Genomic DNA, 19502 nt, shown 5'->3' with positions numbered 1-19502 from the left:
GGGGAAGGCCGTGCCATGACTCGATCCTTTCATCAAATCGAGTCTCCATTCGAGCCGGGGCGGTCAGGCCTTGCACGCTTCGCTCCTGGCACCTTCTTGTGCTTTGCCTGCGATCTGAAGGTGAAGGGCGAGGAACTCCAGGAGCTGGGAGACCTCGGCCAGGAAACGATGCCGGCGAAGAACCTCCGCAACTACCTTGGTTCCGAACCGACGCCGCTGCCGCTGCCGAGAGCGCTGAACCTCGAATCGATCGACACTCTCGGCAGGCCAAGGAGCGTCCGGGCCGGCGGTGGTCGCCGCGGGTGGCGGCGAAGGCCCTTCACGCCATCGCGGAAAGGATCGTGTGGGGAACCTCGAGGCCCTAGGCGAGCACCCATCGGGGCGCGTGTCCGGGTTCGGCCGGGCAGGTGAAGACGTGCAGGTCCCGGTCCCGGCCGAAGCGGAGCCGGGTGGGTTGGGCAACGGACGGACCGCCCCGGATCGATGGCTTCCCCCGCAGGGACGGGTCGCGGTCCTCCAGCGGTACCCAGCTGTGCGAGTCGGCGTCCATCTCGTCGCCCCCGGCCGTCAGCAGCAGTCGCATCGGGGTCGCGCAGGACGCGCAGTCGATGGCCATCGGGCCCGTCGACGCCCAGCTGGGAAAGCCGCCGACCCGCCAGCCGGGAGGGATCGACAAGGCGGACTGGTAGTTGGGGGCGTCGCGGCCGTGTTCCGACGCCTGGGCGTCGTCCCACGCGTCGATGCGTGCGATCAGCGGGGCGGGCAGCGTGTCGTCCTCCGCCCAGGGATAGGTGTCCACCTCTTCCGGGTGCAGGACACACGGCTCGGGAAGTTCGTGCTCCCAGCGGAGCAGGGGCACTTCGGGCGGAGCGGTGAGGAAGCGCTCAGCGCGCTCGGTCTCCCGCGCCCGTCGCCACCGCAGGCGGTAGCGGCGCTCCAGGTACGGACCGTGGGTGAACGGGCAGCGGAAGAGCTGCACCAGGTCCGCGTCGTCGGGCCCGGACGCAAGGCCCGGGACATCACGGCGGAAGAGCTGGGCGAGCCCCACGAAGGGCACCGGTCCGTCCTCCCCAGGCGTTCCGGCGCCGGGCCACGGCCGGCTCGGCGGCCACGCGCCTGCGGTCCGGGCGCCGAGGATCTCGTCCGGTGCGTACCCCTCGGTCTCGCGCTGGTGCGGCTCGCGGCAGACCGGCCACGGTTCGTCCTCGGGCCACAGCATCGGCCCGCCGACATGACTGTCGTGCATGTCGGGCCGCCCCGGCCGAGGGTGCAGGCGGGTCGTCCGGCCCCGGTAGAGGGCCAGCTCCGGGAACACGGCCTCCACGGACACCGGTCTGGCCGGCGTGGTCCTCGTCATGCGCAGACCGTACGCGGCCGGGGAATCGCCATGCGAACGGATTGCCGCGAGCCCGGTGCACCACCCGAGGCTGACGTGGGGGCCTCCCGTTCTAGCCATATGTGCCCTTGACAGTCGCGGATCGTCGACTTGGCCGGCCTTGTTCCGCGGTGAGGGAGAACGACCACGAGCGACCACTCATCCATGTGAGCGGCTGTCCAATTCCAGGGGTACTCCTCACTGAACGTCATGAACTGACGTACGACCCGAGTTCGCTCGTCGACCGTGTCCGGTTCCAGCCGACGTTCGCGCTGTTGTTGCCCCCACCCATCCAGCATCGCCTCGAACACGGCTTCCTCCGGGTGCAGCAAGAACACCCCGTCGACGAGCTCCAGCCGAGCCGGCCCCGGCGACTCTCTGTCGCGCCGAACCACACCGCCCACCACCTGGCCCACCTCCCAGGTCCTGTCCTTGGACGCGCTGCGCAAGGTGGTCAGCAAGCATGTTGACGGAGCCTGCGGGCAACGGCATGATGACCGACTGCGTGGCCTACGCCGAACCTCCCGCGACCGTCCCCGGCACGGTCTCCCCTCGGAGGCAAAGGGACCAGCGTCTCAGGTCGTTGTTGCAGCCCGATCGCCTCGGGCGAGGTTGCTGGGGAGCCGTCGCTCAAGGCGTGGAAGGCAGCGATGACAGCCCGTAGGAACTTCAAGCACCAAGTACGTGCCCGCGCCGCCAAGACCGGCGAGTCCTACACGTCCGCCCTCCGGCACTTCCGTCCGACTCCACCAGGAGAGGTCATGTCGGAAGCAAGGAATCCCCAGAGCGTGCGGCTCGCCGTAGCGCAGACCCCCGTACGCGATGACCCCCGAGACGCTGAAGCGCTGCGCGAAAGCGGCCGTGAGGTCCGTGCTCTGATGCGCGAGGCCAGTGCTCAGGGAGCGAGGATCGCGCACTTTCCGGAAGGCGCGATCTGCTTTCCCAACAAGCTCGTCATGTCCGTCGACGGCCCGGACGCGGTCGGCCCGGCGGACTGGGATCGGTGCCAGTGGCCGGTGCTCCACTCGGAGTTGGCCGCGATCACCGAGTTGGCGCGCGATTTGCGGCTGTGGACGGTGATCGCCTCGGTGCACCGCCTGACCGAGCCGAACCGCCCGCACAACAGCCTCTACGTAATTTCCGATCGCGGCGAGGTCGTCACGCGCTACGACGAGCGCCTGCTGTCGAAGACAAAGGTCTCGTACATGTACTCGCCAGGCATCGCACCGGTGACCTTCGACGTCGACGGTGTGCGCTTCGGCTGCCTGCTCGGAATGGAGATCCACTACCCGGAGTTGTTCGCAGAATACGAGAAGCTGGACGTCGACTGCGTCCTGTTCTCCACGACCGGCGTCACCCCGGCCAACAGCGCAGCCCAAGCCCAAGGCCACGCCGCGGTCAACAGCTACTGGGTCAGCTTCTCGGTACCGACACAGCACAGCGCCATCGCCCCGTCCGGAATCGTCGCCCCCAACGGAGACTGGCTTGAGCAGTGCCCCGCGGACGGCTTGCCATCGGTGGTGGTCGTGAACCTTGACGACGGTTCCGAGGCTGCCGCCGAATCAGTGGCCTACGCACGTCCCTGGCGTCGTGAGGCACGCGCGGGCGTCTACGCCGAGCACCAGGTGACCGACCCGCGCAGCGAAGACCGCACTGCGGCCTTCTAGCCTCGCAGACCAGCGGAGTCCAGGCGGCTCCCTCGGAGCGGGGCGTCCGACGGGGCCGTCCGGTGGGTGAAGCACCGGAGTCCGCCAAGGGGTGACTCCTGAGGGCCCTCAGTTGCAGATCGGGAAGGATGCCTGGAATGCCAGGCGCTGGTCGGACTCGTCGCCGATGCAGGCGAGGACCCCGTCGAGCGCGATGAACTCTTCCCATGCCGCCCGGCCAGTCGCTTCGGCCAGCCGGGCCACGACGAGATCTTCCAGGTCGGGGACACGCTTGTTCTTCCAGATCTTGTCGGCGAGGCTGACCATCAGGTCTTCCAGGCCGACACTCGCGTCCGCCCATGACGCATGAGTCGCGGCGAAGCGCGCCAGTTCCGGGCTGATGCCGTGGCCGAGCAGAAGGGCCTGCCCGGCCTCCTCGTGCGCCGATCCGGGCCCGGAGAGTTCGGCGAGGTGCACCGACTTTCCTACGTCGTGCGTGGCCGCCCCGAAGAGCACCGCCTCGCGGTCGAAGATCACAGTGGGGTAGTGCTGTTCCACCCAGTCGACCAGCTGGTGCGCGACGTCATGGACGGCTCGCAGGTGAGCCGCCAGCCGCGGCGGACTTCCCAGCTCCGACAGAAGTTCCATGACACGATCCGGCAGAGGGAGCAGGGGCGGATTGATGGTGCCGCTCATGGCTCTCGACAAGACAGTGCTGGTCATCACCGCGTCAGGGTACTGACAGCGGGCCCCTCTTGTGTCCGTAAGGGGAACCCCCCAACGAACAATCGCGATCCTGCTCGGCGGGAGAGAGCGACCTGCGCTGACGGCGTCTCATTTAGGGTGTCCGGTGACTTGTTCGCTGAGCGGGGGCTTACCGTACGCTTCGGGCGTGAGTGAACGCGTCGGCTACGCGAGATGCAGTCCGGACAAGCAGGACCTCACCGCCCAGCGCGGGATCCTGCTCGGCCTGGACGTCCCGCAGGAGCGGATCTACCTGGACCACGGGCCGACCGGAACCAACCGCGACCGGCCCGGCCTGGCCCAGGCCCTCGCGGCGGTGCCCGCGCCCGCGCCTTCGACCTCCGGCGGGCAGTGACGTGCTGCCCTACGTCCACCGGGTCACCAAGTACGACCCCGCCGACCGCGATGAGCAGGGCCACCACGCCGGCGCCGAGCCCACGATCAGCGACCACGGACCGGTCGAAGCCGCCTACCTGCAGGCCGTTGCCGCCTTCGCCGAGGACACCGGTGTCGACCGACTGGCCATCCGTGAGCCGCAGATCGGAGGCTTCGCCCGCTTCGGCTTGGAGCCACCGCTCGACGGCTACGGTCTGGCCGGCCTGTTCCCGGCCGGCCTCGCCGGGTTCCACGATGGTGTGCTGGTGCCGATCGCCGTCGGCCTCGAACTCGTCCGGGCCATGCTCCGCGACAACGGCGCCTGGTGCCGCCTGGAGGCGGAGGGAGCGTTCGCGGTGCACGTCGGCTGGGACCAGTACCTCTACATCGGCAGCAGCCGCCCCTGCGAAGCAGCGCTGACCCGTACCCGCGCGCTCGGCCTGTTCCCGGAACCCCTGGACGCATCGCCGTACGACTTCGTCCCCGACGACCCACGACACGTGCAGCGGCCGGCCGACGCCGACTTCTGGGCCCGCCTGCACTGGACCGTCAGCGCCCACCACGCCACATTCCTGGAGGAGACCTACGCCGGGAACGCCTCCCGGTGGCACCGCCTCACCCGCGACAACATCGAGGCGGTGCAATCCCAGCTGACCCCTCGCGCCCAGCTGGCGGTGTGGCCGGACCTGCTCACCGATGTCGCCACGGCCGTGGCCTCGCTGCCCGACGAGGGCCTGGTGGAGATCATCTGGGAGGACGAGGACGGGCAGATCACCAGCACGGTCGCGGACGATACCCAGTTCGACGCAGCTACCTCCCAGCTCACCAGCGCGTCTTCTGCCGGCGTCGTATCCCTGACCACCGATGAGCATCACCCTCTGTTCACCGCTGTACTGCCCGACAGCGACGGTGTTCTCCGCGCACGCTGGCAGACCGAGCCGACGCCCAGCGACCGGGACTGGGCCTTCCTGAAGACCCTGCGGCGCGGCCAGGTCGTCACCGGCACGGTGACGACCATCGCCAGCTTCGGCGTCACCTTCGTGGACATCGGCGGCTTCACCGCGATGATCAACATTCCGGAGCTGTCCTGGCGTCCGATCAACCACCCGTCCGATGTCGTCAGCGTCGGCCAGGAAATCACAGCCGAGGTCCTCGACGTCGACCTGGTCCGGGAACGAGTGCCGCTGTCGCTCCGAGCAGTGCAGGAAGACCCCTGGCCGCGGGTCGCACAGCAAATCGGGCAGGTGGTCACCGGACCGGTCACCAAGATCGTCCCCTTCGGTGTCTTCGTCCGCATCGAAGACCGGGAGGACGGCTTCCAGGGGCTGGTGCACACCAGCGAGCTGGATGAAGCGTCCGAGAACGAGATCGAGGTCGGTGATGCCCTCGCCGTGAAGATCATTGTGGTCGATATCGCGCGCCGCCGCATTGCCCTGTCGCGTACCCAGGCCCGCACAACCAGCCCTGAGGACGACAGCAAGGGTGGATCAGCAAGAGGAGCCAGCAAGCCGAGCTCGACCGGGGCATAGCCGCGCTTCCGGTGGCCAGGGCGTTCACCGGGATCCGCCGTCCGGCCGGAGGCACACAGCGCGTGGCGCAGGAGAACTCCCCTGACAAGGCTCTGGACCGCATCAGGTTCCTGGCCGACTTGAGCCACAATCTTCCGGGCATCGCACGGCCACGGCCCAGGAGACCGCCCCGTCAGGGTAAGTCCTCCGGGAGCTTCGAACAGGCGATGGCCGAACGACCGATGAGCTGAGTCCGGAACACCGCCAGCCCAGAGGCGCGGGCATGGATGCTGCGTCACATCGAACAGGCAGGGCGAACCTGGATGCCGCCCCCACCACTGCCGGCATCCCGCAAGAACCCGTCGCCGATGACGCCGCAGCAACGGGTCGGCCTTCTGCTCAGGCGCTGGCCGGTCAAGACCCCTGCCGAGCTCCAGCCACTGCCTCCGGAAGCGAACGTGCGCCGTACTCCCGGAGACCTTCGCAGCGCTGCCCTCGACGGGCGCGCGGTCGACCTCTTCCTCACCGGTCGCCGAAGGTCACCTCCTTCGCGTCCTCGGCGTACTCGAAGTTGCCGGTGAAGCCCCAGTTCTTCCAGCCGCCGTCCCCCTTGTCGGTGATGGTTCCGCTGTCGAGGGCGAACACATCGACACCGTCCACCACCGCAAGATGTTCGAGGCCGGACACCCCGGAGAAGGAGAGGTTGTTGAACGATTTCGCCACGATGATGTTCTTGCCGGGGAAGCTGCGGCTGTACTCGTCGATCAGTGAATGGGTCAGCTCGGCGTCGTCGCCCGGCACCTTGCCCGAGTAGTCGGTACCGGGGTACGGCCCGCCGTCCGTGTACTTCGGCGACTCGTCGTCGAAATTGACCGTGCCCGATCCGGTGGCAGTGGAATCGGCCTCCAGGTCGGCGGGTTCCGGCTGGTCGAAGGCCACCTCCGAGCCGTCGCGGGTGAAGTCGCCGTAAAAGGCCCAGTTGGTGTAGCCGCCGTCGCCGTCGTTGCTGAACTTGCCCTTGTCGAAGACGTAGATGTCGAACACGCCCCGGCCCGAGGCGATGTCGTCCTCGTTCTCGGCGCCATGGTATTCGTTGGAGTTCAGCCGGTACCTGCCCCGGTGGACGAACGAATCCGGCTCCTCGGCCCAGTGCGACGCCTGTTCCGAGTGCATCGCGACCACGTTGTAGTCGGGGTAGCAACGACGCATGTCGTTCACGAGCATCCGCACCGCCTGCGTCGATCCCTCGTTGTCCAGCGGGGAATACGTGTCGTAGTACCGGCTCCGATCGGGCGGTTCCTGTCCCTCGACCTGGCAGCCCTCGTCGCCGGGCTTCCAGCCCTCCTTCCGCTTGGGACGGGGCGGCTCCTGGAACGTGACGGTGCGGCGGTCCTCGCTGATGTCGAACACGCCGTGGAACGCGCGGTTCTTCCATCCGAGGTCGGCGTCGTCCGCCCAGGTGAACTTGCCGGTCTTGAACGCGTACACGCGGTACGCGGTGCCGCTGATCTCCACTGTCTCGATCAGCGCCGTACCGTCCATCTCCTGCAGGTTGCCCTCGTGGGGCTGCGCGATGACGATGTTGTAGTCGGGGAGGCAGTAGGCGAGGTCCGCAAGCGCCAGCTTGACCCGCTTCTCCTTGTTCTTCTCGTTGTCGATCTTGTCGATGACGAAGTTGACCAGCCAGGAGTACCCCCAGGCGGCGGCCTTGCCGAGAACGCCGCTGCCCGGAACGGACACCGACGACTGCGATTCCCGCGGCTCGAAGCACAGGTCGGGGAGTGCGTTCACCGTCTTGCCAGGAGACTTGCCGACGGACTTTCTGACGGACTTGCCGACGGGCTCGCCGGCTTCGGTACGGAAGAGGGTGCCGGGCTTGACGGGGTCGTCGTCGGAACCCGTCTGCCGATAGTCGCGCTCGCGCTTGACATCGTTGTCGCCGAGGCAGTCGCTGCCGCCGCCCGGCGCCGCACCGATGCGGCAGACCTGTTCGCGTGCGAGGCGGGAGATGCCGCCCCCGATGGTCGCCGCGGCGATTGCACCGACCACGACGGCAACGATCCCCAACAGGGCCAGGTACTCGATTGCCGTCTGCCCCGCGCTCGCGCGCATGTCCAGGCGTATCCGGTCACTGCGTTTCACGCGTCACCTCGTCGTGGATTACTCGCGTCACCGGAGCCGTATGCCTGCCGGGGCTCGAACTGTAACGACGGCCCCTGGACCCACAGGTAGGGTCCGGGGGCCTGTCCCCCGGACCCAGATCACTGGACCCAGATCACCGGCCCTGGATCACCGGCCCCGAACCCGGACCTGGACCCGGATCGGGGCCTTCGGCAAGGGCCGGCCGCCCCGTCGCCGCACGGGAGAGCCCGCCCAGGGCCGCCGTCGGCCTGCCCGGTCGGGTCCGCCGCACGATCGGCGGCCCGGTCCCCGGTGGCAGCGTCATGGTCGGGGCTTGTTCGCGAATACCCAGCGGTTGCCCGCCAACGCGTCGTTCTGCTCGGGCAACGGGCCGCGTCCGTGATGACGGGTGAAGTCGAAGGGGGTCCGGACCGATGTGTCCCAGCCCCTGCTCACCAGGTCCCCGGCGGAGTCGGGCCGCGGCTCTCTGTCGAACAGGTTGAGCAGGTCGATGCCGATCTGGTGTGCCGTCGAGGTGTAGAGCGGGCTGTCGCGGTATTCCAGCAGGTCCTTGTCGAGCTTGACCTCGAACGCCAGCGCGCTTCCTCCCGTGCTCAACCGGTCCACCGTGTCGATGAGGTCCGTCTCGGCGGCGGCGGGCAGGTAGAACAGCAGCCCCTCGGCCAGCCAGACGCTCGGTGCGTCCGTGTCGAACCCGGCGTCGGCCAGCGCTCCGACCCAGTCGGCGCGCAGATCGATCGGGAGGGGTACGCGCGCTGCCTTCGGGGTGGCCGACAGTCCGTCGAGCACCTTGTGCTTGAACGCCAGCACGCCTTCCCTGTCGATCTCGAAGACCACGCAGCCGGGCGGCCAGTCGAGTCGGAACGCCCGCGAATCCAACCCCGCCCCGAGCAGGACCACTTGTCGGACGTCACCCGTGTGCACCGACTGGAGGAGAAAATCGTCGAGGACCCTCGTCCGCAGGCCGAAGTATCGCGCGAACCGCCCCCACAGCGGGTTGGTGTCCCCGTCCGGAACCTGTTGCATCCGGACCGGCCAGCCGGCGGACGCCGGTGCGGCGAGCACGAAGTGCTCCGCATAGACGTCCCGTGCCAGGGTGTCGTGGCGGTGGGTCTCGATCGCCCGTGCCGCGGCGACCAGGAGAGCGGTCAGGCCGACACCTCCTTCCACGCCTTCCACTCCGGTGTTCAGAGACGTTGTGCCGACCACATGTGCTCCCTTGGGCGAGTTGAGACCGCGAACAGCGAGGATCGCGAATGACGGATCAGCGGCGGACGCACGGCGCCACCGCTCAGGGCGCTCCGTTCCTCGGGGAGCGCCCGACAGCACACATTCCTGCGGCCGGCGGACGGGCAGGGGCGTCGAACACCTCGCTCATCGGCTCCTCCCCTCCGGAAGCAGGACGGGTTTGACCACGCGGCCCGCGTCGCAGTCGCGTTCGGCCTCGTTGATGTCAGCGAGTGGGTACGTACGGATCAGCTCGTCGAAGGGAAACCGCCCGGCCTGCCACAGCCCGGTCAGCCGCGGAATGAGCAGTCCCGGCACCGCGTCCCCCTCGCAGATGTGGGAGATTCTCCTGCCCCGGTCCAATGTCCCCGGTTCGAGCGGCAGCGCGGTACGGAGCCGTGCCACCAGACCGAGATGGCCAGTCGGACGCAGGGCCCGGAGCGCGTCGTTGATCAGCTGGGCGGAGGCCGTGGTGTCCAGCGCGTACTGCGCGCCGCCGTCGGTCAGTCGCCGGATGCGGCCGGGCAGGTCGGCCGATGCGGCATGCAGTGGGATCGCGCCGAATCGTTCGGCGAGGGCCAGCCGTTCGGGGTGCCGGTCGACGGCCACGGTGACCGCTCCGGAGGCGGCGGCCGCCATCACCGCGGCCAGGCCCACCGCTCCTGCGCCAAGGACCGCGATGGTGTCGCCGGGCCCGGCGCCGAAGGAGTTGAAGACCGCTCCGGCGCCGGTGAGGAAGCCACAGCCGAGCGGCCCGAGCAGTTCGACGGGCAGCGAGGGGTCGGCCCGGACGGCATTGCGGGCGGGGACCACCGCGTACTCGGCGAACGAGGACTGACCGAACCACCGGGGGGCCAGTTCGTCCCCGGCCGCGTCGGTGAACCGCGCGGCCTTCTCCTTTCGCCCTCCGAAGAGATTGATCGAGGCGAAGGAGTCGCAGTAGGCCGGGGCCGCGTTTATGCAGTTCCGGCAGTGCCCGCAGGAGTCGAAGCTCAGCACGACGTGGTCGCCGTTGCTCAGGCCGGTGTGCGAGCCGCCCGTCTCCACCACGACCCCGGCCCCCTCGTGGCCGAGCACCGCCGGCAGCGGTGAACGGCCGTCCGAATGCCGGACCGCGAGATCGGTGCGGCACATCCCGCAGCCCGCGATCCTGACCAGGATCTCGCCGTCGGCCGGTCCCGTGTTCAGGATCACCTCCTCGACGGCGAATCGGCTCTCGTACGAGCGCAGTACCGCCGCGCCAAACCTCATCGTCACGCCTCCTCCGGACGGTGCACGACGAACGGCCTGAGGTTCCCGTAGAGCCCCCACGGCCCGCCCGCGACGCCGACACCGCTCTCCTTGATGCCCGCGAAGGGCTGAGCGAGGGACAGTTCGGCGTGGTGGTTGATCCACGCCGTCCCGCACTCCAGCCGGTCGGCCACCGCCTCGGCCCGGTCGAGATCGGTCCCCCATACCGAGCCGCCCAGCCCGAAGCCGGTGTCGTTGGCCGCCTCGACGGCTTCGTCGAGGTTCCGGTACGGCAGCACCGGCAGGACCGGACCGAACTGTTCGTCCGTCACCACCGGGCTGCGGGGCGGGACATCGGCCAGGATCGTCGGGGCGTAGAAGTAGCCCGGTCGGTCCGGCCGGTGGCCACCGGCCACGGCTCGGGCACCGTCTGCCAGGGCCTGGGCCGTATAGCGCTCGACCCGGGCCAGTTGGGGGATGTTGTTGACCGGACCCAGCTGCGTGCGCGGGTCGAGGCCGGATCCGACGACAGTGGTCTTCGCGCGCTGCGCGAGGGCCTCGACAACGTCGGAGTAGAGCCGGGCCGGCGCGTAGACGCGCTTGACCGCCATGCAGACCTGCCCGCAGTTGCGGAACGCCGCCCAGAACAGCCGGTCCGCGATCCGCTCCACATCCACGTCCTCCAGCAGGATGGCGGCATCGTTGCCGCCCAGCTCCAGGGTGACGCGGCCGAGCGACGCCGCCGCGCCTGCCGCGACGGCCCGTCCGGTGGGAATCGAACCGGTGAAGGTCACGTGACGGATCCCCGGGTGGGATGCCAGGCGGGCCCCGAGAGGTTCATGACCGGTGATGATCGTGAGCACGTCCTCGGGGAGGGCGGTGGAGATGACGGATCCCAGCAGCCGTGTGGCGAGGGGCGTGAAGGGCGAGGGCTTGAGCACCACCGTGTTGCCTGCGGCGAGCGCGGGCGCCAGCTTCGCCGACGCCAGTTGGAGGGGAAAGTTCCACGGGACGATCGCGGCGACGGGCCCGAGCGGCCGCCAGCGGATCTCGCTCCGTACCGGGCGACCGTCCGTGATGGGCCGGGGCTCGGGGTCGAGTTCGGCGAAGTAGCGCAGGCGGGCTGCCGTGCGGGCGATCTCCGCGTACGACTCGGACAGGGGTTTGCCCTGTTCACGGGTGAGCAGAGGAGCGATCTCCGCCCCGGCGACCTCCACGGCGTCGGCTGCCGCGAGCAGAGCGGTGGCGCGGGCGCCGCGATCGGTCCGCCAGCTGCGCCAGGCCTCGTGGGCCCGGCCGACAACGACGTCCAACTCGTCCGGCTGCTGGTCGGGGGCCTCCTCGATTGCCTCGCCCGTTGCCGGATCGAGGACGGCGAAGCGCTCGCCGACGGTGTCGGGCGACACCTGACGGGGCTGGCCTGTCGCCATGCCGCGGTCAACTCGCGGCGGCAACGGCAGCCGTGTGTTCCCGGGCATGCCGGTCCATCTCCGCCCGGAAGGCGGCCACCAACTGCGGCTGAATCCTTCCGGTGGTGCGGTCGCCCCCCTCGCAGACCGCCCCGCGCACCCCCACGATGTCCGTGCCGATACGGGTCAGCGTGCTGAGGTCTCCCACCTTCACACTGCCCGCGAGGGCGGCGAGCAGCTCGGCCTCGTGGGCCCGCCGGACGAACTCCGCGCAGACCTCCGGCGGAACGTGGTCGAACAGCCGGGTCCCGTCCTTGACCGCGGTGTCGAGCATGGCCGCGTCGGAGCCGGAGCGGAGGGCGATGTCGGGCAGAGCGAGCGGGTTGACGCAACCGATCCGGTGGGCGTCGGCGTAGCCCGAGGCGACGACGAACGCGTCCGGCCGGTAGTCCTTCACCGCCCGGACGACCCCTCGCATGACGTCGATGGCCTGTTCGGGCGTCGTGCATCCGTAGAGGCCGACTTTGATGTACGTGGCTCCGGAGACAACCGCACCGAGCGCCGCCTGGGCCACCGTGCCGGGCTTGTACGGCACGTCTCCCACGGTGGCGGACACCGGCTTGTCCGCCGGGACCGCGTCACGGATCTCCTTGATGACCCACGGGAAGTTCGCGCCGAGCGAGCCCTCGTCGGGCTTCTTGACATCGACGATGTCGAGGTGATCCGCCGCCTTCGCGCAGTCGAGGGCTTCCTCGACGCTGTCCGGGGAGATGAGAAGCAACAATGTGGACTCCTTCCACCGCATGTCCACCTGGCCGAGAGGCAGGTGTGCGGTGTCGTCTGGATCCCTTGCGGTCAACTCATCATTCCCAGGGCCCGTGACCACCGGTAGGGCGCGCGGATCCCGAACGGTGTTGTCACGGCGTACCCGGTGCGCCGTGCACGCCGGTTCGAACCAGCACGTGCCCGAACCGCGGATGCCCTGGCTGTTCACGGACGGCTCGCTGCTCCGCTCCGGCCGGATCGCAGACGTCTGCCCGGATCGCGGACGTCTGCCGGGCTCGCGGACGTCTGCCCGGCCGAAGACCGGAGGCCCGGTTCGAAGACCGGAGGCCCGGCTAGAAGACCGGAGGCCCGCCACCTGCTACGCCGTGCGCAAGACCGTACGCCCCTGCCGACCTCGTCGGCCGGGTCGGGCAGCCCCGTCCGACGGTCGTCGATCCGACGAGGCCGTTCCGCCGAAGGCCGGAGGTGCTCCCATCAAAGGGGCTGGTCATGAAGAGGCTCCCTTCCCTCGACGAGCCCGACCTGCCTGGCGCAGTCCCCGGCGCAGTCAACGCCGGAGGGCGGCAGCCGAACGGCGGAGCGCACCGGGCGCAGCCTCGGTGTGGAGTGTGCGCCCCCGGGGCCGAGGTGCGAGGCCCGGGTCTCCCCTGCCTGTGCGGCACGGCCATGTGACAGGCTCGTGCCCGTGACCCCCGACCTTGTCCTCCTTCGAGCGTTGATCGACGAATCGCCCGCAATCGCCACTCGGCCCGGATGTGGTGCGCCGGAGGCGTGGATCCGCTCGGCCGAGTCGGCCGTGGGCCCGCTCGCGCCGTCGTTCCGGTGGTGGCTGGCCGAGTACAACGACGGCGAGCTCGACGGCGAACCGCTTGCGACGCTCGCCCCACCCGGCGAGCGGGGCACCGACGACCTCACCGCCGAGTGGCGCCTCGACGAGGACCGGCTCTGCTTCTACACCGAACCGGACGGCGACGGCACCTACCACTTCGCGCTCGACCGTTCCGCGGAGTCGAGTACGGGCGAGGAGCACGCGGTGATCCGGCGTGCTCGCCACAACGGCGCGGAGAAACTGGTGGCGGACTCGTTCGCGGGCTTCCTGACCCTGCACGTGGCACGGACCGCCGGGCTCGGCGACACCCCCACTCCCGCGCTGGCCCGGCTCTGGCGGTCCACGCCCGGTGTCCTCCTCCCCAACGGTGTCCAGGTCTACGGTCCGCTGGACATCCTCGAACGCAACGAGACCTACGAGGTGAGCACGTACCAGCCGGACTGGGTGCTCATCGGCGACGACAGCGGCGGGCGCGGTCTGTTCATGCGTCGCGGGAGCGGTCACCGGGCGTCCGTCCACAGCCTTGACCTCGGGGCGGGTGACAACGACATCGACGGCCCCGGCGTCGGCGAGTGGGTGACCGATGACCTCCTCGGCTGGCTGACCGCCGGGGCCGACATCGGGCGTTGACCTGGAGCTGCGACGTTCGTGGGACGAGCCCGTAGAGACCGCCCCACCCCGTCCCGGCCCGCCCCACTCCACACCTGAGCCCGTTGACCAGCGCTGGTGAAGAACTCCGGCTGGAGTACCACTGCGTCACGAGTGGTAGAGCACCCGTGCGACCATCGTGTCGCCGGGCAGGCCGTCCAGGTAGGCGTTGAACATCCGCTTGTAGTCGAGGCCGCCGGCCTCCACCCACCGGCCGTCGAGGGTGAGCAGGGCGGGGGTGGGCAGCACGGCGGCCACATGGCGGGTCACGTAGGTCTCCAGGTCCTCGTCGAAGTGGCGGACGGGGTCGAATGTGAACCGCTCCTCCAGGGCGGGGTCGGCCTCGATCGCCTGGATCAGGGGCTGTTCACGGAAGGCGGCCACGGCGGCCTACCTGGCGTGTTCGGGCTCCAGGTTCCTGACCCGCTCGGCGAAGTGGCGGAAAGGCAGCGCGGGCGGGTAGCGGTCGGCGAAGGCGCGGTACGCCGTCCAGGTGCCGGCCGCCCGGCGGGCCTCGGCGGCGCGGGAAGTGTCGAGGTCGAGGATGCCGCACGGGCCGCCGTGGCAGCGGGAGGGCGGCAGGTCCACGGGGGGTTCGGTCCAGTCGTCGCACCGCACGAGCCGGGGGTCGTCCTCGTGGCCGGGCAGTACGTCGAAGAGACAGCCCACCCCGGAGACGAACCAGTAGCTCCACTCTCCCACCCAGTCCGGGTGAGGGCGGTCCTCACGGTCGTACCAGAAGGGGGCCATGGCCTGCCCGATCGCCTGCTTCAGCCCGTCGGAGCCGACGGGCGGCAGGCAGACGGTGATGCGCTGTTTGCCCATGGTGTCCCCTCCTGTGGTGCGGTCCGTGCCGGGTGCGTGGTCGGACGGCGCGCGTGGTGCGGTGCGCGACCCACCTTTGCAGGTCGCGCCGGTCAGATGGCCGGCAGGGCCGGCAGGAGACGAGTGGGTTCGTCCCGTCGGCATGGGCTCTGCGGCCAGGATCACGGGCAAGTTCATGGGGCCGGGCCGTGAGCCGAAGTCGCCTCGGTGCTTATGCGTTGTGGCCCCAACCGAGTACGGCGGGCGCGGTGGTTTGGCCCCGGCTTCCACTTGGGCCTCTTGTGTGGCCGGGGCGGCTCTTGCGGGCCCGCGTGACGCCTCCGGCGACGCCTGAGGATCGGCGCGGCCGCGGTGCTGACCCGGGCCTGGACCGCGGTCTTCGGTCCCGGGGCACCCGTGTCCTGAACAGGCGTCGGCAATCCGCCGCCGGGATCACAACCGCCGGATCACGGACCTTCCGGAATCCAGGCCGATGCCCATCCGCGGCGGAGCCCCGTCCCGGTCGCCGGCCCGCTGGACGGCCTCTCGTTCCCGCTGCTCCCGCTGCTGCCGCTGCTGCCGCTGCATCTGATTGCAAGTGAAGGCCTCTGCGAAGTCGGCCCTCGCAGCGCGGCCTGCACAGTGAGAGTCAACACGGGGCGGTAGCGGTCGGCTGAGCCGCCCTTAGGGTGGGAGCCGATCATGTGATCCCATCCGAGGAGCTGCCCGCCATGCCGCAGATCACCGTCGACTACTCCGGCCCGCTCGACGCAGCCTTCGACCGCCCGGCCTTCGCGCTCGCCCTGCACCCGATCGTCGTCGACACCGTCGACGCCCGCCTGGAGGCCTGCAAGACCCGCTTCCGCCGGGTCGAGGACTTCACCGTCGGGACCGAGACCGAGGGCCACGCCGTCCTGCACATCGAGATCGGCCTGCTCCACGGCCGCACCGACGCGACCAAGGCCCGCCTTGCGGCCGCCGTGCTCGCTCTGGTCGCCGCCGAGGTCAAGCCGGTCGATGGCGTCACCCTGCACACCTCCGTCGAGATCCCCGACCTGGACGCGTCCTACCGAAAGCGCTGACACACCCACTTCCCGAACACCACGAACGGGCTGTCCGCCGGCTCCCCGGCCAGGGCCTGGCCGCCACGCGAGCAGACACCGAGCCCTCCGCCGGGCGAGCCGGTAGTGCGTGCCCGGCTGCTCCAGGAGCCCGAGCTCTGTATGCGGCCTGCACCAGGCAGTGACCGAGAACCGCGAACTGCGCGGGCAACCGGCCCGGCCCACCCCTCGCATCCGGTTCCTCACCTCCAGGTCCGCAGAAACAGGGCCAACCACGCTCCCAGCACGGTGACCTCCGAGTCGAACACGACCTTCTGCGCCGGACCCGCCCGTCCATCCGGTTCGGCAAGCTTCGCAACAACCGGGACGAGTGTCGCAGGCTTCAAGACCAGGTCTACGCCTCGGCCACCGTCATCGCCGCCCTGCTCGCGGAGAACGCAGTCCTGCGCGAGCAGGCCACCGGACGATCAGCCGTCGTCATCCCTCTGGCCCGCACAGACTTCGTGCCTGGGTGAAGCCCTCCTGACTCTGCAGGTGATACATGAGCCGCTTGTTTGTCAGCCACTTGTGAAGCCTCAGCGCGCGAGCTCGGGGGCCTTTTCCGTGGGCAATGTGCGCATGGTTCGAAGCGGTGACAGGAAGTTGGGGAGGACGCTCAAGGTCATACCGGCTGCACCGATCCACAAGGTGCCTGTTGCTCCGAACACAGAGCCCGAGGCTCCACCCAACAGTCCACCAAGAGGAATGCCACCCCAGGACACGAAGCGAGTCGTTGCGCTCATCCGGCCCAGAAGCCGATCCGGTGTCACGGCCTGTTGGAAGCTTGATTGAGACACAACGCGGACGACTCCGCCCAGCGAAAGAGCCGCGAGTCCGATCGCAGCCACATACACGCTCCAACCTGGTCGCGCCAGTGGCATGAGGACGGTCAACGGACAGGTGACCAGTGACGCGAGCCAGATGACCGGACCTTGCCCGACCCGACTGGAGACCGTGGTTGCCAACAGTGCGCCCAGCAAGGCGCCACAACCCATTCCCGACAGAATGAGGCCAATACCGAAGGGCTGGAGACCTATCTCCCGCTCCAAAAAGACCAGCAGCATGCTTTGGTACATGACCAGGAAGAGATTGAATACCGCATCGCCGAGCATTATTGCGCGCAGGGTGGGGTGTTTCAGAACGAACTTCAATCCCTCCTTGATCTCTCGACCCAATTGATGATGCTCACTTCGCTCTGGCTTCTGTTCGCGTTTCCGGATAGCAATCGCGAGAAGTCCCGACATAGCCATCCCGGCCGAACTCACCAAAAGCGTTGCAGGGGCGCCGATCAGGCCGACCAGCGGCCCTGCCACCGTCGGCCCGCTGATACTGGCCACCGAGCGCATTGTCGACAGTTTTGAGTTTCCCTCCACGAGATTGCTGCGTCCCACCAAGTGCGGGAGATAACTGACGTACGCGACATCGAAGAAAACAGTCAACACGCCATGGACCAAGGCGACTGCGTAGAGCCACCAGATGGCGAGAAGGCCTGCCCACCACGCCACCGGTATCGTCAGGAGGACCAGCGCGCGAACGAGATCAGTGCTGATCATCACCGATCGCTTCCGCATGCGATCGACCCACGCGCCCGCCGGCAGCCCGACCAGGAGCGAGCCTGCCGAGGTCATCGCGGCCAGCAATCCGACCTGGAACTCGTCGGCGCGCAATGCCGCTATGGCAACCAGAGGCAGGGCCAGAAAGATGATGCGGTCGCCCAGCTGCCCGAGCGCAGTGGCAGCAAACAATCGTCCGAAGTCCCGATCGTGTAAGAGGCCGAGCCGGGAGGATTTTGACATTCGAATACCCCACTGTCGAATTTGCGATGTCTCTCTGATGGCATCAACGACTACGGACGGTCGACTCCGAACTCGTAGACCACTTCCCGGCGCACGTCCGGAATGACCATGTCGGCCGTTTCCACCGGACGTCCGTCCGTGTCGTAGATGGTCCGCTCGATCTGAAGCACGAGGTCCCCCACACTGATCCCCAGGAGGTTCGCCTGCACCTGGGTGGCACGAGCCGGGCGCGGCACCTCGACCACAGTCGAGATGACCACGCCGATGGAGCGCATGCGCTCGACCACCCCCTTTCCCGCCAGGGGACCCATCTCGGGCAGCACGATCGGCGTTCCATCCGTGATAGCCATCGGCTCCCAGGATTCGGAGAGCTGGACCGGTTGCCCGTCGGCGAGGAACTCGTAATGCGTATTGACGCAGAGGTCTTCGGGACTGATGGCGAGCCGCTCGGCGATTGCCTCGGGGGCGGGGACGCGCACCTGGCTGTGTGAATCCCAGGCGTCGGCCCTGCCCCGCTCTCTCCCGCCCGCCCAGGAGGGAGAGCCCTCCTGGCGTTCGCGGTGCCGCGAGCGGACCAGCCGCAGGCGCTCGCGCGGCAGGCGGACGTAAGTGCCCGAGCCGGCGCGTCCTTCGAGGAGACCGTCGATGATCAAACGGTCCATGGCTCGCTGCATGACGTTGCGTCCGACCCCGTACTCCTCGGCGAGCCGTGCCCGGGACGGCAGGCGCTCCCCGATCTCCCACTCTCCCGAGAGAATCCGTGCGCGCAGCACGTCGGCTACTGCGAGGTACGGCGCCTCTCGGGGCATGGGCGATCCTCCGGTTGTCCTGCGCTGCGGCAGCTGGTCGTTCCCAGGGGGCGTTGGCAAGCTACTGCACCGGATGAAAGCTGCTGGAGTAGAAATACGCTCGGCGCTCACGCGCCTACGGAGGTTCGCGGCATCGTGCCCGTGATCGCCGGCCGCGGCACCCCGCGCGGAGTCGGGCCGGGCACCTTCGCTGGTGATCGCTTCGATCCAATTCACCATCGTGCGCGAGAACGCCGCAAGGAGCATCAGTAGACGTTGCCGCGGCGACGCTTGGTCTCGAAGGCGCGCTCGGCCTCGAAGCGCGCACGGCCTGGAGGCCCTCGCCGTACAGGTCGATCACACCGGTGCAGGCGGCCGGGGAGAGTTCCGGGCTGTTGCTGAGCCGGCACCGGGGTGTGGACGGCCGCCACACCGGGTGGGTGCGGCGGCCGTGGGTGGGATCGGCTCGTGGTCCGGGTCACTCAGCCCGGAGCAGGGCGTGCAGCTCGGCGGTGTCGATGATGTGGGCCCGTGAGGGGAAAACTTGATGGAGCAGGACGTTGTGGGCCTCGGTGTCCGGGTCGGCGACGCCGTCGGACAGGACGTGGAGCTGGTAGTCGCGGTCGGCCGCGTCGATGACGGTGGACAGGACGGCGCCGCTGGTACTGATACCGGAGACGACCAGAGTGGTGATGCCGCGCTCGCGCAGCTGCTGGTCGAGGTCGGTGGTGGACATGCCGCTGTAGCGGATCTTGCGCACGATGATGTCGCCGTCCTGGGGAGCCAGGCGCTCGTGGATGGCGGCGGCAGGGTCCTCGTGGTGCATGACGCGGTGTTGGGCCAGCGGGGCGAAGGACTTGTTGGTGGCCGGGATCGCGTCCCAGTCGGTCTCGGTGAAGCCGACGCGTACGTAGGCGATGGTGCCGCCGTTCGCGCGAACGGCGGCGATGGCGCCTTCCACGCGACCGAGCAGCGCTTTGCCGTCCCCGCCTTCGGGCAGAGCGGCCAGGATCGCGGGCTGGCAGTCCATGACGAGAAGGGCAGTGTGCGTGGGGTCAAGTGCAGGGGCAGTACTCACGTGAGTGTTCTCCTTGC

The 19502-nt window shown here is 69.0% G+C and carries 18 protein-coding genes; 5 read left to right on the top strand and 13 right to left on the bottom strand.

Features of this window, described 5'->3' with window-relative positions; genetic code table 11:
- Nucleotides 1–361 precede the first annotated feature (361 nt).
- Nucleotides 362–1357: a hypothetical protein gene (locus ACFV8T_RS01835; protein ID WP_385323359.1), complete on the bottom strand. Its 996-nt coding sequence runs from the start codon at nt 1355–1357 to the stop codon at nt 362–364.
- A gap of 806 nt (nt 1358–2163) precedes the next feature.
- Here ACFV8T_RS01835 and ACFV8T_RS01830 point away from each other — a divergent pair.
- Complete coding sequence (locus tag ACFV8T_RS01830) at nt 2164–3042, top strand: carbon-nitrogen hydrolase family protein (protein WP_385323357.1); 879 nt, start codon at nt 2164–2166, stop codon at nt 3040–3042.
- Nucleotides 3043–3150: 108 nt separating this feature from the next.
- Here the strand turns inward: ACFV8T_RS01830 and ACFV8T_RS01825 are convergent, their stop codons facing one another.
- A complete protein-coding gene (locus tag ACFV8T_RS01825) occupies nt 3151–3744 on the bottom strand; it encodes a phosphohydrolase (protein ID WP_385323355.1) in 594 nt (197 codons plus the stop codon).
- Nucleotides 3745–3913: 169 nt separating this feature from the next.
- Here ACFV8T_RS01825 and ACFV8T_RS01820 point away from each other — a divergent pair, with 169 nt between their 5' ends.
- Nucleotides 3914–4120 (top strand): recombinase family protein, encoded by a 207-nt coding sequence (locus ACFV8T_RS01820; RefSeq protein WP_385323353.1) that lies wholly within the window; start codon nt 3914–3916, stop codon nt 4118–4120.
- 1 nt (nt 4121) lies between these two features.
- Nucleotides 4122–5669, top strand: a complete 1548-nt coding sequence (locus ACFV8T_RS01815) for a S1 RNA-binding domain-containing protein (protein ID WP_385323351.1) — start codon at nt 4122–4124, stop codon at nt 5667–5669.
- Nucleotides 5670–6170: 501 nt separating this feature from the next.
- On the opposite strand, the gene ACFV8T_RS01810 is transcribed toward ACFV8T_RS01815, so the two are convergent.
- The 5 genes from ACFV8T_RS01810 to ACFV8T_RS01790 all read right to left on the bottom strand — a co-directional run bounded on the left by ACFV8T_RS01810 (nt 6171) and on the right by ACFV8T_RS01790 (nt 12461).
- On the bottom strand, nt 6171–7790 hold the full coding sequence (locus tag ACFV8T_RS01810; RefSeq protein WP_385323349.1) for a hypothetical protein: 1620 nt from the start codon (nt 7788–7790) through the stop codon (nt 6171–6173).
- A gap of 300 nt (nt 7791–8090) precedes the next feature.
- Nucleotides 8091–8999 carry a class I SAM-dependent methyltransferase gene (locus ACFV8T_RS01805; RefSeq protein WP_385323347.1) on the bottom strand — a complete coding sequence of 303 codons (909 nt, stop codon included), beginning with the start codon at nt 8997–8999 and terminating at the stop codon, nt 8091–8093.
- A gap of 165 nt (nt 9000–9164) precedes the next feature.
- Nucleotides 9165–10268 (bottom strand): NAD(P)-dependent alcohol dehydrogenase, encoded by a 1104-nt coding sequence (locus tag ACFV8T_RS01800; protein WP_385323640.1) that lies wholly within the window; start codon nt 10266–10268, stop codon nt 9165–9167.
- Nucleotides 10269–10270: 2 nt separating this feature from the next.
- The gene (locus tag ACFV8T_RS01795; protein ID WP_385323638.1) at nt 10271–11677 is read right to left on the bottom strand and encodes an aldehyde dehydrogenase family protein; all 1407 of its coding nucleotides are present in this window, start codon (nt 11675–11677) and stop codon (nt 10271–10273) included.
- 7 nt (nt 11678–11684) lie between these two features.
- Complete coding sequence (locus ACFV8T_RS01790; RefSeq protein WP_385323346.1) at nt 11685–12461, bottom strand: (5-formylfuran-3-yl)methyl phosphate synthase; 777 nt, start codon at nt 12459–12461, stop codon at nt 11685–11687.
- 666 nt (nt 12462–13127) lie between these two features.
- On the opposite strand from ACFV8T_RS01790, the gene ACFV8T_RS01785 reads away from it, so the two are divergent.
- On the top strand, nt 13128–13901 hold the full coding sequence (locus ACFV8T_RS01785; protein ID WP_385323344.1) for an SMI1/KNR4 family protein: 774 nt from the start codon (nt 13128–13130) through the stop codon (nt 13899–13901).
- A gap of 126 nt (nt 13902–14027) precedes the next feature.
- Here the strand turns inward: ACFV8T_RS01785 and ACFV8T_RS01780 are convergent, their stop codons facing one another.
- From ACFV8T_RS01780 to ACFV8T_RS01770, 3 genes are all read right to left on the bottom strand, one after another.
- Nucleotides 14028–14303: a hypothetical protein gene (locus tag ACFV8T_RS01780; RefSeq protein WP_385323342.1), complete on the bottom strand. Its 276-nt coding sequence runs from the start codon at nt 14301–14303 to the stop codon at nt 14028–14030.
- A 6-nt stretch (nt 14304–14309) separates the two neighbouring features.
- On the bottom strand, nt 14310–14744 hold the full coding sequence (locus tag ACFV8T_RS01775; protein WP_385323340.1) for a hypothetical protein: 435 nt from the start codon (nt 14742–14744) through the stop codon (nt 14310–14312).
- A gap of 432 nt (nt 14745–15176) precedes the next feature.
- The gene (locus ACFV8T_RS01770; protein ID WP_385323339.1) at nt 15177–15311 is read right to left on the bottom strand and encodes a DUF6191 domain-containing protein; all 135 of its coding nucleotides are present in this window, start codon (nt 15309–15311) and stop codon (nt 15177–15179) included.
- A 143-nt stretch (nt 15312–15454) separates the two neighbouring features.
- On the opposite strand from ACFV8T_RS01770, the gene ACFV8T_RS01765 reads away from it, so the two are divergent.
- Nucleotides 15455–15805 carry a 5-carboxymethyl-2-hydroxymuconate Delta-isomerase gene (locus tag ACFV8T_RS01765; RefSeq protein ID WP_385323337.1) on the top strand — a complete coding sequence of 117 codons (351 nt, stop codon included), beginning with the start codon at nt 15455–15457 and terminating at the stop codon, nt 15803–15805.
- Between the two features lie 554 nt (nt 15806–16359).
- Here the strand turns inward: ACFV8T_RS01765 and ACFV8T_RS01760 are convergent.
- The 3 genes from ACFV8T_RS01760 to ACFV8T_RS01750 form a co-directional block, all read right to left on the bottom strand.
- Nucleotides 16360–17619: an MFS transporter gene (locus ACFV8T_RS01760; protein ID WP_385323335.1), complete on the bottom strand. Its 1260-nt coding sequence runs from the start codon at nt 17617–17619 to the stop codon at nt 16360–16362.
- Between the two features lie 50 nt (nt 17620–17669).
- Entirely contained in the window at nt 17670–18428 is a 759-nt protein-coding gene (locus ACFV8T_RS01755) for a GntR family transcriptional regulator (RefSeq protein ID WP_385323333.1), read from the bottom strand.
- 457 nt (nt 18429–18885) lie between these two features.
- Nucleotides 18886–19485, bottom strand: coding sequence for a cysteine hydrolase (locus tag ACFV8T_RS01750; RefSeq protein WP_385323331.1), 600 nt, complete (start codon nt 19483–19485; stop codon nt 18886–18888).
- Between the last annotated feature and the right edge of the window lie 17 nt (nt 19486–19502).

The organism is Streptomyces sp. NPDC059832, assembly GCF_042731715.1.
Taxonomy (GTDB): domain Bacteria; phylum Actinomycetota; class Actinomycetes; order Streptomycetales; family Streptomycetaceae; genus Streptomyces.
Note: the sequence above shows the minus strand (reverse complement) of the source record. Positions and strands in the feature narration are given on the sequence as shown.

Excerpts from the sequence above, each read along its gene's own strand:
- ACFV8T_RS01835 (WP_385323359.1), bottom strand. The coding sequence starts at position 1,357 with ATGACGAGGACCACGCCGGCCAGACCGGTGTCCGTGGAGGCCGTGTTC.
- ACFV8T_RS01825 (WP_385323355.1), bottom strand. The coding sequence starts at position 3,744 with ATGACCAGCACTGTCTTGTCGAGAGCCATGAGCGGCACCATCAATCCG.
- ACFV8T_RS01800 (WP_385323640.1), bottom strand. The coding sequence starts at position 10,268 with ATGAGGTTTGGCGCGGCGGTACTGCGCTCGTACGAGAGCCGATTCGCC.
- ACFV8T_RS01795 (WP_385323638.1), bottom strand. The coding sequence starts at position 11,677 with ATGGCGACAGGCCAGCCCCGTCAGGTGTCGCCCGACACCGTCGGCGAG.
- ACFV8T_RS01790 (WP_385323346.1), bottom strand. The coding sequence starts at position 12,461 with ATGCGGTGGAAGGAGTCCACATTGTTGCTTCTCATCTCCCCGGACAGC.
- ACFV8T_RS01775 (WP_385323340.1), bottom strand. The coding sequence starts at position 14,744 with ATGGGCAAACAGCGCATCACCGTCTGCCTGCCGCCCGTCGGCTCCGAC.
- ACFV8T_RS01770 (WP_385323339.1), bottom strand. The coding sequence starts at position 15,311 with ATGCAGCGGCAGCAGCGGCAGCAGCGGGAGCAGCGGGAACGAGAGGCC.
- ACFV8T_RS01765 (WP_385323337.1), top strand. The coding sequence starts at position 15,455 with ATGCCGCAGATCACCGTCGACTACTCCGGCCCGCTCGACGCAGCCTTC.
- ACFV8T_RS01760 (WP_385323335.1), bottom strand. The coding sequence starts at position 17,619 with ATGTCAAAATCCTCCCGGCTCGGCCTCTTACACGATCGGGACTTCGGA.
- ACFV8T_RS01755 (WP_385323333.1), bottom strand. The coding sequence starts at position 18,428 with ATGCCCCGAGAGGCGCCGTACCTCGCAGTAGCCGACGTGCTGCGCGCA.